The following is an 11,437-nucleotide window of genomic DNA, read 5'->3' as shown; positions in this document are numbered from 1 at the left end:
TATTTTGTTTATTAGAGAACCGCACGGATCCGTGCGGTGAACCAGGCCCCACAGGTGTTTCAGCGCCACTGCCACGCGTGGTCCACGGGACCGATGCCCGCGCCCAGCGCGAAGCCGGCCGCGATGGCGCCCGTGACGTACTCCTTGGCCCTCGTGACGGCCTCCGGGACCGGCAGGCCCTTCGCCAGGCCCGCCGCGATGGCGCTGGCGAGCGTGCAGCCGGTGCCGTGCGTGTGCCGGTTGTCGTAGCGGGGGGCCCGCAGCCAGCGCTCCTCGGTGCCGTCCGTGAGCAGGTCCACGGCTTCGTCCCCGTGCGCGGCGAGGTGGCCGCCCTTGATCAGCGCCCAGGCGGGGCCGTAGGCGAGCACGGCGTCGGCGGCCCGGCGCATGTCGTCCTCGGTCTCCACCACGACCCCGGTGAGCTGGGTCACCTCGTCCAGGTTGGGCGTCGCCACGGTGGCCCGGGGCAGCAGCTCCTTGCGCACGGCGTCCAGCGCCGTCGCGGCGAGCAGCGCGTCCCCGTGCTTGGAGACGCCGACCGGGTCGACCACGGCGGGGGCGGGGGTCGTGGCGAGCAGCTGGGCCACCGTCTCCACCAGCCCGGCCGAGGCCAGCATGCCCGTCTTCACGGCCTGGACCCCGATGTCGTCCACCACGGCCCTGTACTGGCCCCTGACGGCCTCCGCGGGCAGCTCCCAGACGCCTTTGACGCCCAGCGAGTTCTGCGCGGTCACAGCGGTCACCACGCTCATCGCGTGGACCCCGAGCGCCAGCATCGTCTTGAGGTCGGCCTGGATGCCCGCGCCGCCGCCGGAATCGGATCCGGCGACGGTCAGGCACAGCGGCGGGTGCGGGGCGGGGTACGGGGCCGGGACGGCCTCGTACGGGGTACCGGGCGCGGCGGCGGGCGGCCGCCTCACCGGCCGCTCTCCTCGGGGGCCGGGTCCGCGCCGAAGTGGTCCCAGCCGCCGGTGCTGGTCCAGGGGGCGCCGTCGACGGTCACCTGGGGCAGCGCGGAGCGGTTCTGCACCTCGCCGATGACCTTCCAGCGGGCCGGGAGCTTCACGTCGGGCGGGAAGGTGGCCACGATGGCGTGGTCCTCTCCCCCGGTGAGGACCCACTGGAGCGGGTCCACGCCGACGGCCTGACCGATGTCGTGCATCTGCGTCGGGATGTCGACGGCCGCCGACCGCAGGTCGATCCGTACCTTGCTGGCCTCGGCGATGTGCCCGAGGTCCGCGATCAGGCCGTCGCTGACGTCGGTCATGGCGGTGGCGCCGAGTCCGGCGGCCGCGGGGCCCGCGTGGTACGGCGGTTCGGGCCGCCGGTGGGCCTCCACGAAGGCCCGCGGCGAGCGGAAGCCGCGCGAGAGCACGGCGAAACCGGCCGCGGACCAGCCGAGCCAGCCCGTGACGGCCACGACGTCGCCGGGCTGGGCGCCGGAGCGCAGTACGGGTTCGTGGTTGCGCAGGTCGCCCAGTGCGGTGATGGCCACGGTGATGGTGTCGCCGCGGACCACGTCGCCGCCGACCACGGCCGCGCCGGCGACCTGGCACTCGTCGCGGATGCCGTCCATCAGCTCGGTGGGCCAGGTGACCGGGAGTTCGGCCGGGACGACGAGGCCGAGCAGGAGCGCGGTCGGCACCGCGCCCATGGCGGCGATGTCGGCGAGGTTCTGCGCGGCGGCCTTGCGGCCTACGTCGTAGGCGGTGGACCAGTCACGCCTGAAGTGCCGGCCCTCCAGCAGGATGTCCGTGCTCGCCACGACCCGCCGGTCGGGGGCCGACACCACCGCGGCGTCGTCGCCCGGTCCGAGCCGGACGGCCGGGGTGGTGGTGAGCCGTGAGGTGAGCTCCCGAATGAGCCCGAACTCCCCCAGCTCGCCCACAGTGCCCTTCATCGCTGTGCCCCTTCTTGCCCAGTCCGCTTGCGGTCGCGAGCCGTCACAGCTCTGGGTACCGTCAACAGATACGTCAACTTCTGCTCTCCGTACGCCCCGCCCTGCGCGCGGCCGGGCCCGCGGGTCTCCCCGCGGCGCTCGGCGACGCGGTACCGTGGCGTCCCTTCTTCCCCGGGCCCACCCGTGATCCCCGGGCCCACCCGAAGGGTAGGGGAAATGATCCTCGTGGCCGCCCTGGAGGTTCCGTGGTACAGGCGTACATCCTCATCCAGACCGAGGTGGGCAAGGCGTCGTTCGTCGCCGAGTCCATCGCGCAGATCGCGGGGGTGATCCAGGCCGAGGACGTGACGGGTCCGTACGACGTGATCGTGCGCGCCCAGGCCGACACCGTGGACGAGCTCGGCCGCATGGTCGTCGCCAAGGTCCAGCAGGTGGAGGGGATCACCCGCACCTTGACCTGCCCGGTGGTCCATCTGTAGCCCCCGTCTACTCTTGGCCGGTGATGTCACGACACCGCCGGCCCTTCTCTCTGCTCGCCGCACTGACCGCGCTGGCCGCCTCGGCGGCCCTCGCGGGATGTTCCCCGGCTGATGCCGAGGCCCGAGTGGAACCGCCGTCCGCTCCGCCCGCCGACGTGGCGGGTCTGTGTGCGGCGCTGCACAAAGAGCTCCCCGAGACGGTGGCCACGCTGGCCCGGACCCCGGCGCTGCCGGAGTCCGACCTGACCGCCGCGTGGGGTGGCTCGGCGATCGTACTGCGGTGCGGTATCCCCAGGCCCGAGAAGATGCGGGACGAGAAGCAGGACGGCGTCGACGTGAACGGTGTCGGCTGGCTCCTGGAGAAGCTCGACGACGGCGGCTTCCGGTTCACCACCGGGGCGCGGCTGGCGTACACGGAGGTCCGGGTCGACAAGGAGCATGCCACGGACGCGGGGATGCTGGTGGACCTGTCCGCCGCGATCGACAAGACCGTGCCGGCGGGCATCTCCTCGTACTGACCTTCTCCGCCCCGCGGCCCGCGCTCATGAGTACCGCCCGCCGGCCACCCTTTCGGGGGGCCAGCGGGCGGTGCCCGTTCGTGTACGGAGCCTGGTGTCCGGGTGTCAGCGCAGCCCGGTGGAGCGGCGCAGCGCGGCCTGGATCAGTCGGTCGACGAGCTCCGGGTACTCGATGCCCGTCTCCTGCCACATGCGCGGGTACATGGAGATCGGGGTGAAGCCCGGCATGGTGTTGATCTCGTTGATGACGAAGGTGCCGTCTTCGGTGAGGAAGAAGTCGGCGCGCACCAGGCCCTCGCAGGACGCGGCGTCGAAGGCCTCGACGGCGAGCCTCTGGACCTCGGCGGTCTGCTCCGGGGTGAGCGGGGCGGGCACGATTCCGGAGGCGGAGTCGATGTACTTCGCCTCGAAGTCGTAGAAGTCGTGGCTGGAGACCGGCGGGATCTCGGCGGGCACGCTCGCGCGCGGCCCGTCCTCGAACTCCAGGACCCCGCACTCGATCTCGCGGCCGCGCAGCAGCGCCTCCACGATGACCTTCGGGTCGTGGCGGCGGGCCTCGTCGATCGCCGCGTCCAGCCCGGAGACCTCGTCGACCTTGGTGATGCCGATCGAGGAGCCGGCCCGGGCGGGCTTGACGAACAGCGGCCAGCCGTGTTCGGCGGCGAAGTCCAGGACCTGGCCGCGGGCGGCCTCCCGGTCGTTCTCCCAGGCGCGGGGGCGCAGGGTCATGTACGGGCCGACGCGCAGCCCGAAGGACGTGAAGACGCGCTTCATGTAGTCCTTGTCCTGGCCCACGGCCGAGGCGAGGACACCGGAGCCGACGTACGGGACGCCGGAGAGCTCCAGCAGGCCCTGGAGCGTGCCGTCCTCGCCGTACGGGCCGTGCAGGACGGGGAAGACCACGTCGACCTCGCCCAGGGCCTTGGGAACGGCGCCCGGCTCGGTGTAGACGACCTCGCGGCTGGCCGGGTCGACGGAGAGCACGACGGCGCCGTCCTCGGATTCGGCGAGCTGCCCCACGTTGGGGAGCGCGCCGCCGGAGATGGCCATCCGGGCGGGCTCGTCGGCGGTCAGCGCCCACCGGCCGTCCGTGGTGATGCCGATGGGCAGCACCTCGTACTTGGAGCGGTCGATGGAGCGCAGGACGGCGCCCGCGGTGACGACCGAGATGGCGTGTTCCGAGCTGCGGCCGCCGAACACGACGGCCACACGGGGCTTGCGGCCCTGCTGCTCAGGGGTCTGGGGGAGGTTCTCGCTGCTCATATCGCCCCGAGAATACCCGCTCGGACGTCCGGAAAGCAGTCAGCGCCGTTCCGGTTTGGCGCTGCGTCCCATGAGCTCCTTGAGCGCGACCAGGGTGGGCTTGCCGTGGTGGACGATGTCGACGACGGTGTCGGTGATCGGCATGTCGACCCCGTGGCGGCGGGCCAGATCGGCCACGGACAGGCACGACTTGACGCCCTCGGCGGTCTGCTTGGTGACCGCGATGGTCTCCTCCAGGGTCATCCCGCGGCCGAGGTTGGTGCCGAAGGTGTGGTTCCGGGAGAGCGGCGAGGAGCAGGTGGCGACGAGGTCGCCGAGGCCGGCGAGGCCGGAGAAGGTGAGCGGGTCGGCGCCCATGGCCAGGCCCAGCCGGGTGGCTTCGGCCAGTCCGCGGGTGATCAGGGAGCCCTTGGTGTTGTCGCCCAGGCCCATGCCGTCGGCGATGCCGACGGCGAGGCCGATGACGTTCTTGACGGCGCCGCCGAGCTCGCAGCCGACGACGTCGGTGCTCGTGTACGGGCGGAAGTACGGGGTGTGGCAGGCGGCCTGGAGGCGCTGGGCGACGGCCTCGTCCACGCAGGCGACCACGGAGGCGGCCGGCTGCCGGGCGGCGATCTCGCGCGCCAGGTTGGGACCGGTGACGACGGCGACGCGGCCGGCGGGGACCTTGGCCACCTCTTCGATGACCTCGCTCATCCGCTTGGCGGTGCCCAGTTCGACGCCCTTCATGAGGGAGACGAGGACGGTGGCGGGCGCGAGCAGCGGGGCCCAGTCGGCGAGGTTGCCGCGCAGGGTCTGCGAGGGGATGGCGAGGACCGTGAAGTCGGCGCCCGCCGCGGCCTCGGCCGGGTCGGTGGTGGCGCGGATGTTCGCGGGGAGTTCGACGCCGGGGAAGTAGTCCGGGTTGGTCCGGCCGGTGTTGATGGCGTCGACGAGCTCGCTCCGGCGGCCCCACAGGACCACCTCGCAGCCGGCGTCGGCGAGCACCATGGCGAAGGCCGTGCCCCAGGAGCCGGTTCCGAATACGGCTGCCTTCACGGGACGTGTCACTTGTCGTCCTCCCCCGCGGCCTTGCGCCGCTGTTCCGCCCTGGCCTTGCGATGGTCGTACGGCTGCGCGGGCGCGCTTTCGCCCCGCAGTTCCTCCAGCAGTCCGGTGATGGCCGCCATGATGACTTCGGTGGCCTCCCTGAGCACGTCCGGGGTGGGTTCCCGGTCGTAGTACGTGGAGAGGTCCACGGGCGGTCCGGCGAGGACCTGGAGGGTCTTGCGCGGGAACAGGCTGAGCTTGTTCTCCTTGGCGTAGGGCGGCATCGCGAGGTTCGCGCCCCACTGGGCCACCGGAATGACGGGGGCCTTGGTCATCAGCGCCACGCGGGCGGCGCCGGTCTTGCCGGCCATGGGCCACATGTCCGGGTCGCGGGTGAGGGTGCCTTCCGGGTAAAAGGCCACGCATTCACCGTGTTCGATCGCCGCCACGGCGGCCCGGAATGCGTCCAGGGCGTTGGTGGACTCCCGGTAGACGGGGATCTGGCCGGAGCCGCGCAAGATCGCGCCGACAATGGGGACCTTGAAGAGGGCCGCCTTGCCGAGCAATCGGGGCACCCGGCCGGTGTTGTACTGGAAGTGCGCGTAGGACAGCGGGTCCAGATACGAGTTGTGATTGACGGCGGTGATAAATCCTCCGTCGGCCGGAATGTGTTCCATTCCCCGCCAGTCCCGCTTGAAGAGCACTACCAGCGGCGGTTTCGCGATGGCGGCCGCAAGGCGGTACCAGAAGCCGATTCTGCGGCGGGACACTCGGACACCTTCCTCTTGGACCGGTGCGCGGCTTGGGCACCCCGGTGCCGGACAAGTCTCGCCCCAGGTCCGGTCTCTGTCGAGAACACCGTACGCCCCGCGCAACCGCGCCAGGCCCCGGGCCGCCCGCCTTGAGGCGACAATGGGCCCACGCATGACCCGGCCATGACCTGTGCATGGTCTAAACGGCCGCGCGAACGCGGCGGAGGGAAGGGGCCGGTCACGAACGCCGTCTGGAGTCTGGTGATCCCGCTGAAGCCCTTGGCGGTGGCCAAGAGCCGTCTCGCGCAAGCGGTCGGCGCCTCCCGGCCGGGGCTGGCCCTGGCGTTCGCGCTGGACACCGTCGCGGGGGCGCTGGCCTGCGCGGCGGTCGCGGATGTGGTGGTCGTCACGGACGACGCGGCGGCCGGGGCGGAACTGGCCCGGCTGGGGGCCCGGATCGTGCCGGACGCCCCGGGCGGCGGACTCAACGCGGCGCTGGCCCACGGGGCGCGGGAGATACGGGCGGGCAGGCCGCGGGCGGCGGTGGCGGCGATGAACGCGGATCTCCCGGCGCTGCGGCCGCCCGAATTGCTACGCGTGCTCGAAAACGCCTCGGTATTTCCCCGGGCATTTCTGGCGGATGCGGCGGGAATCGGGACGACCTTGCTTTCCGCTGCGCCGGACGTGGAATTGGCCCCCTCGTTCGGCGGTCCCTCGCGGGCCCGGCATTCGGCCTCCGGCGCGGTGGAAATGACCCTCCCGGGGGTGGACAGCGTGCGCCGGGACGTGGACACCGCGGCGGATCTGCGCACGGCCCTCACCCTCGGTGTGGGCCGGCATACGGCCCGATACAGTGCCCGTATGCAGGCGACCGCGTACACGTACGACTCCGAGACCCGCAGCGGCAGCGTGCTGCTGGACGACGGCACCCCGGTGCCCTTCGAGGCCCCCGCGTTCGACGCGGGCGGCCTGCGGCTGCTGCGGCCCGGGCAGCGGGTGCGGATCGAGACGGACGGCGAGGGAACGGGCCTGCGGATCACCCTGGTCACGCTGCAGACGTTCTGACGCGGCTCGCGGCCCGCGCGCCGCGGGCCGGCTTCCCCTGAGCGGGGAAGTCGGCCCGTCGTGTGTGACTCCTGCCCTACTTGGTCTTGCGGGCGGTGGTCTTCTTCACAGTGGCCTTGCGCGTCGCCGTCTTCTTGGCGGGCGCCTTCGTCGCCGCGGTGACCTTCTTGGCGGCCGGCGCGGTCTTCTTCGCGGTGGCGGTGGTCTTCTTCGCCGTCGCCGCGGCCTTCTTGACCGTGGCCTTCTTGGCCGCCGGCGTCGCCTTCTTCGCGACCGCGGTCTTGGCGACCGTCTTCTTGGCGGTGGCCGTGGTCTTCTTGACCGCGGTCTTCTTCGCCACCGTGGTCTTGGCCGCGGCGGCCGCCTTCTTGGCGGTGCTGGCCTTCTTCGCCACTGCCTTCTTCACCGTGGCGGAAGCCGCGGAAGAGCCACCCGTGAGGCTGCCCTTGGGGGCCTTCTTCACCGACACCTCGCCGCCCTTGGGCAGCTTCTTGGTGCCGGCGACCAGGTCCTTGAAGCCCTGGCCCGCGCGGAAACGGGGCACCGAGGTCTTCTTGACCCGGACGCGCTCACCCGTCTGCGGGTTGCGGGCGTAGCGGGCCGGACGGTCGACCTTCTCGAACGAGCCGAAGCCCGTGACCGAGACCCGGTCGCCCGCGACGGTCGCGCGGACGATGGCGTCCAGTACCGCGTCGACAGCGTCCGCGGCCTGCTGCCGGCCGCCCAGCTTGTCGGCAATCGCTTCTACGAGCTGCGCCTTGTTCAACGTCTTCCCCTTCGGAGACTTCGCCAGAACGAATGTGTTCAAGCTTATTTCGCACGTTAGGCGGATATATACCGCAAATCAAACACGAAACGGGCTTATCACCCTAGTGCCGCAACGCTGGAGGCCGTTACGGAGTTCCTTCGCATCAGTCGCCTTCAGGGAATCGACCCTCGTCGAGGTCCTTCATCAACCTGTCCAGGCGCACTGCCGCATCGGCGAGATCGTGCTTCGCCGCGGCAGTGACGACCAACAGCTTCCGGGTCAGCGCCATCCTTACGCCCTCCGGGACTTGCAGTGAGCGAACCCGTGTGTGTGCTTCTTTCAATCGGTCCGCGACGAGTCCGTAGAGCTTAAGTTGACTGTCGCGTTCCATGCACAGATTGTGCCATCTGGGGCGAGTTGTCGCCTCACGGGGCCTCAACACACAGCTGTGCCCCCCACCGGAAGGCAGGGGGCACAGTGTTGCCTATGTGATCACCCGAGGGCGAATAAGCGCTGATCAGGCCGGAATCACGCCTGAATCGTGCGCGGCTTGTACGTCGGCCGGACGCTTTCGTAGGTGGCGATGTCCGCTTCGTTCTGAAGGGTGAGCGAGATGTCGTCCAGCCCCTCCAGCAGCCTCCAGCGGGCGTTGTCGTCGAGTTCGAACTCGACGGCGACGCCTTCGGCTCGGACCTGGCGGTCGACCAGGTCGACCGTGATCTCGGCGGTGGGGTCGGCCTCGGTCAGCTCCATCAGCCGCTCCACCGCTTCCTGCGGCAGGACGACGGTCAGCAGACCGTTCTTCAGCGAGTTGCCGCGGAAGATGTCGGCGAAGCGGGAGGAGATGACCGTCTTGAACCCGAAGTTCTGCAGGGCCCAGACGGCGTGCTCGCGCGAGGAACCGGTACCGAAGTCGGGGCCCGCGACCAGGACGGTCGCACCCGCGCGCTCCGGGCGGTTCGTGACGAACTCCGGGTCCTTGCGCCAGGCCTCGAAGAGCCCGTCCTCGAAGCCGTCGCGGGTGATCTTCTTGAGCCAGTGGGCCGGGATGATCTGGTCGGTGTCCACGTTGCTGCGGCGCAGCGGGACGGCCCGGCCGGTGTGGGTGGTGAAGGCTTCCATCGTTCTCAGACTCCGGCGGTCGCGGGGGCGTCGGACAGGTCGGCGGGCGAGGCCAGATGGCCCAGTACCGCGGTGGCCGCGGCCACCTGCGGAGAGACCAGGTGGGTGCGTCCCCCCTTGCCCTGCCGGCCCTCGAAGTTGCGGTTGGAGGTGGACGCGGAGCGCTCACCGGGCGCCAGTTGGTCGGGGTTCATGCCCAGACACATCGAGCAGCCCGCGTGCCGCCATTCGGCGCCGGCCTCCTTGAAGACCTTGTCCAGGCCCTCCTCCACGGCCTGCAGGGCGACGCGGACGGAGCCCGGGACGACCAGCATCCGTACGCCGTCGGCGACTTTGCGGCCCTCGACGATGCCCGCGACGGCGCGCAGGTCCTCGATGCGGCCGTTGGTGCAGGAACCTACGAAGACGGTGTCGACCTTGATGTCGCGCAGCGGCTGTCCGGCGGTCAACCCCATGTACTCCAGGGCCTTTTCGGCGGCGAGGCGCTCCGAAGCGTCCTCGTACGAAGCCGGATCGGGGACCTGTCCCGACAGGGGCGCGCCCTGGCCCGGGTTGGTGCCCCAGGTGACGAACGGCGCCAGCGCGGTGCCGTCGATGACGACCTCGGCGTCGAAGACCGCGTCGTCGTCGGTGCGCAGGGTCTTCCAGTACGCGACCGCCGCGTCCCAGTCCTCGCCCGTCGGGGCGTGGTCGCGGCCCTCGAGGTAGTCGAAGGTGGTGCGGTCGGGGGCGATCATGCCCGCGCGGGCGCCGGCCTCGATCGACATGTTGCAGATGGTCATGCGGGCTTCCATCGAGAGGTTCTCGATGGCCTCGCCGCGGTACTCCAGGATGTAGCCCTGGCCGCCGCCGGTGCCGATCCTGGCGATGATCGCCAGGATCAGGTCCTTGGCGGTGACGCCCTCGGCCAGCGCGCCGGTGACGGTGATCGCCATCGTCTTGGGGCGGGCCAGCGGCAGCGTCTGCGTCGCCAGCACGTGCTCGACCTGGCTGGTCCCGATGCCGAAGGCCAGCGCGCCGAAGGCGCCGTGGGTGGAGGTGTGGGAGTCGCCGCAGACCACGGTGGTACCCGGCTGGGTCAGACCCAGCTGCGGTCCCACGACGTGGACCACGCCCTGTTCCACGTCACCCAGCGAGTGCAGGCGGACACCGAACTCGGCGCAGTTGGCGCGCAGCGTCTCCAGCTGGGCCCGGGAGACCGGGTCCGCGATCGGCTTGTCGATGTCGATCGTGGGGGTGTTGTGGTCCTCGGTCGCGATGGTGAGGTCCAGGCGGCGGACCTTGCGGCCGGCCTGCCGCAGACCCTCGAAGGCCTGGGGGCTGGTGACCTCGTGCAGCAGGTGCAGATCGATGAAGAGGAGGTCGGGCTCACCCTCCGCCCGCCTGACGACATGGTCGTCCCAGACCTTCTCCGCGAGTGTCCTACCCATCACTTTCCCTCCGGCCGGCCGGTTGTGCCGGCGCTTCATAGAGAACTTGTGCGCCGTGCCGCCCGTACCCCACGTCCTGGACGACGGCTCGGATCCAGGTGGTTCGTGGACCCGCACATACAGACTCGCTCGTTCTTGGAAAAATTGAACTTGCGTTTCACAGTGTGAGACGCGAATATCGTTTCATGGACAACTCTAGCGGCGTCGGCGTTCTCGACAAGGCAGCTCTGGTATTGAGCGCACTGGAGTCCGGTCCGGCCACCCTCGCCGGGCTGGTCGCGGCGACAGGGCTCGCACGACCCACGGCACATCGCCTTGCCGTGGCACTGGAACACCACCGCATGGTGGCGAGGGACATGCAGGGCCGGTTCATCCTCGGACCGCGGCTGGCGGAGCTCGCCGCCGCGGCCGGCGAGGACCGCCTGCTGGCCACGGCCGGACCGGTGCTCACCCACCTCCGGGACGTGACGGGAGAGAGCGCGCAGCTCTACCGGCGTCAGGGCGACATGCGCATCTGCGTGGCGGCGGCCGAGCGGCTGTCGGGCCTGCGGGACACCGTCCCGGTGGGCTCCACGCTCCCGATGAAGGCCGGATCGGCCGCGCAGATCCTGATGGCCTGGGAGGAGCCCGAGCGGCTGCACCGCGGCCTGCAGGGCGCGCGCTTCACGGCGACGGCCCTCTCGGGCGTACGGCGCCGCGGCTGGGCGCAGTCGATCGGCGAGCGGGAGCCCGGTGTGGCCTCCGTCTCGGCGCCGGTGCGCGGGCCCTCGAACCGCGTGGTGGCCTCCGTGTCGGTCTCCGGCCCGATCGAGCGCCTGACCCGCCACCCGGGGCGCATGCACGCCCAGGCCGTCATCGACGCGGCCGGCCGCCTGACCGAGGCGCTGCGCCGCTCCAGCTGATCCCACCCGTCCCGACCACTCCCCCGGGCCCGGGGGCGCGTACGACGCCGCACACGTCCGAACACGCGCCTCCGGGCCCGTACTTGTCCGCACGGGGGGCACGGCTCGCGGGAACACGGAAGAGGGGGGCGGCCGCGGGGGGGGGGGGGGGGCGGGCGGGGTGGTATCAGATAATTCACATCCCCGCCCTCACCTCTGTTCTCGCTTTTCGGGTTTCGCGTCTGTTTTG

At 71.0% G+C, this 11,437-nt stretch carries 12 protein-coding genes and 1 pseudogene; 4 read left to right on the top strand and 9 right to left on the bottom strand.

The features are described from left to right. Positions 1 to 59: 59 nt before the first annotated feature. Both thiD and ACWF9Z_RS05670 read right to left on the bottom strand, forming a co-directional pair. Complete coding sequence (gene thiD / locus ACWF9Z_RS05675) at positions 60 to 842, bottom strand: bifunctional hydroxymethylpyrimidine kinase/phosphomethylpyrimidine kinase (RefSeq protein WP_453597846.1); 783 nt, start codon at positions 840 to 842, stop codon at positions 60 to 62. 74 nt (positions 843 to 916) lie between these two features. Next, positions 917 to 1,900 (bottom strand): thiamine-phosphate kinase, encoded by a 984-nt coding sequence (locus ACWF9Z_RS05670; protein WP_453597768.1) that lies wholly within the window; start codon positions 1,898 to 1,900, stop codon positions 917 to 919. A 245-nt stretch (positions 1,901 to 2,145) separates the two neighbouring features. Between ACWF9Z_RS05670 and ACWF9Z_RS05665 the strand changes: the two genes are divergently transcribed. Together ACWF9Z_RS05665 and ACWF9Z_RS05660 are read left to right on the top strand one after the other, a co-directional pair. Beyond that, positions 2,146 to 2,379 carry an Lrp/AsnC ligand binding domain-containing protein gene (locus ACWF9Z_RS05665; RefSeq protein WP_214947835.1) on the top strand — a complete coding sequence of 78 codons (234 nt, stop codon included), beginning with the start codon at positions 2,146 to 2,148 and terminating at the stop codon, positions 2,377 to 2,379. 23 nt (positions 2,380 to 2,402) lie between these two features. Continuing rightward, positions 2,403 to 2,897, top strand: a complete 495-nt coding sequence (locus ACWF9Z_RS05660) for a DUF3515 family protein (protein WP_453597765.1) — start codon at positions 2,403 to 2,405, stop codon at positions 2,895 to 2,897. Positions 2,898 to 3,002: 105 nt separating this feature from the next. Here ACWF9Z_RS05660 and ACWF9Z_RS05655 read toward each other — a convergent pair whose 3' ends face one another. The 3 genes from ACWF9Z_RS05655 to ACWF9Z_RS05645 are packed head-to-tail and all read right to left on the bottom strand — an operon-like array spanning position 3,003 to position 5,959. Next, positions 3,003 to 4,160, bottom strand: coding sequence for a D-alanine--D-alanine ligase family protein (locus ACWF9Z_RS05655; RefSeq protein ID WP_453597763.1), 1,158 nt, complete (start codon positions 4,158 to 4,160; stop codon positions 3,003 to 3,005). Between the two features lie 39 nt (positions 4,161 to 4,199). Further along, positions 4,200 to 5,210 (bottom strand): NAD(P)H-dependent glycerol-3-phosphate dehydrogenase, encoded by a 1,011-nt coding sequence (locus tag ACWF9Z_RS05650; RefSeq protein ID WP_453597761.1) that lies wholly within the window; start codon positions 5,208 to 5,210, stop codon positions 4,200 to 4,202. Beyond that, entirely contained in the window at positions 5,207 to 5,959 is a 753-nt protein-coding gene (locus tag ACWF9Z_RS05645; RefSeq protein ID WP_453597759.1) for a lysophospholipid acyltransferase family protein, read from the bottom strand. Before ACWF9Z_RS05645 ends, ACWF9Z_RS05650 begins: the two co-directional genes overlap by 4 nt. 165 nt (positions 5,960 to 6,124) lie before the next feature. Here ACWF9Z_RS05645 and cofC point away from each other — a divergent pair. Next, positions 6,125 to 6,799: pseudogene (gene cofC / locus ACWF9Z_RS05640) on the top strand (2-phospho-L-lactate guanylyltransferase); the annotation flags it as partial. 283 nt (positions 6,800 to 7,082) lie between these two features. Here cofC and ACWF9Z_RS05635 read toward each other — a convergent pair. From ACWF9Z_RS05635 to leuC, 4 genes are all read right to left on the bottom strand, one after another. Beyond that, positions 7,083 to 7,772, bottom strand: a complete 690-nt coding sequence (locus tag ACWF9Z_RS05635; RefSeq protein WP_453597757.1) for an HU family DNA-binding protein — start codon at positions 7,770 to 7,772, stop codon at positions 7,083 to 7,085. Positions 7,773 to 7,917: 145 nt separating this feature from the next. Further along, complete coding sequence (locus tag ACWF9Z_RS05630) at positions 7,918 to 8,145, bottom strand: SCO5555 family protein (RefSeq protein ID WP_453597755.1); 228 nt, start codon at positions 8,143 to 8,145, stop codon at positions 7,918 to 7,920. Between the two features lie 137 nt (positions 8,146 to 8,282). Continuing rightward, a complete protein-coding gene (leuD, locus tag ACWF9Z_RS05625) occupies positions 8,283 to 8,876 on the bottom strand; it encodes a 3-isopropylmalate dehydratase small subunit (RefSeq protein ID WP_453597753.1) in 594 nt (197 codons plus the stop codon). Positions 8,877 to 8,881: 5 nt separating this feature from the next. Beyond that, positions 8,882 to 10,306 (bottom strand): 3-isopropylmalate dehydratase large subunit, encoded by a 1,425-nt coding sequence (gene leuC / locus ACWF9Z_RS05620; protein WP_453597751.1) that lies wholly within the window; start codon positions 10,304 to 10,306, stop codon positions 8,882 to 8,884. Between the two features lie 185 nt (positions 10,307 to 10,491). Here leuC and ndgR point away from each other — a divergent pair, with 185 nt between their 5' ends. Then, a complete protein-coding gene (gene ndgR / locus ACWF9Z_RS05615) occupies positions 10,492 to 11,208 on the top strand; it encodes an IclR family transcriptional regulator NdgR (protein ID WP_215030593.1) in 717 nt (238 codons plus the stop codon). The last annotated feature ends 229 nt before the right edge of the window (positions 11,209 to 11,437 follow it).

It is taken from the genome of Streptomyces sp. NPDC054961 (assembly GCF_053609145.1).
The sequence above is the reverse complement of the archived record's forward strand: the minus strand, read 5'-3'. Positions and strand labels throughout refer to the sequence as shown.

What these genes read in the sequence shown, in the direction of transcription:
- ACWF9Z_RS05670 (WP_453597768.1), bottom strand. Translation starts at nt 1,900, where the DNA reads ATGAAGGGCACTGTGGGCGAGCTGGGGGAGTTCGGGCTCATTCGGGAG.
- ACWF9Z_RS05660 (WP_453597765.1), top strand. Translation starts at nt 2,403, where the DNA reads ATGTCACGACACCGCCGGCCCTTCTCTCTGCTCGCCGCACTGACCGCG.
- ACWF9Z_RS05655 (WP_453597763.1), bottom strand. Translation starts at nt 4,160, where the DNA reads ATGAGCAGCGAGAACCTCCCCCAGACCCCTGAGCAGCAGGGCCGCAAG.
- ACWF9Z_RS05630 (WP_453597755.1), bottom strand. Translation starts at nt 8,145, where the DNA reads ATGGAACGCGACAGTCAACTTAAGCTCTACGGACTCGTCGCGGACCGA.
- leuD (WP_453597753.1), bottom strand. Translation starts at nt 8,876, where the DNA reads ATGGAAGCCTTCACCACCCACACCGGCCGGGCCGTCCCGCTGCGCCGC.
- leuC (WP_453597751.1), bottom strand. Translation starts at nt 10,306, where the DNA reads ATGGGTAGGACACTCGCGGAGAAGGTCTGGGACGACCATGTCGTCAGG.
- ndgR (WP_215030593.1), top strand. Translation starts at nt 10,492, where the DNA reads ATGGACAACTCTAGCGGCGTCGGCGTTCTCGACAAGGCAGCTCTGGTA.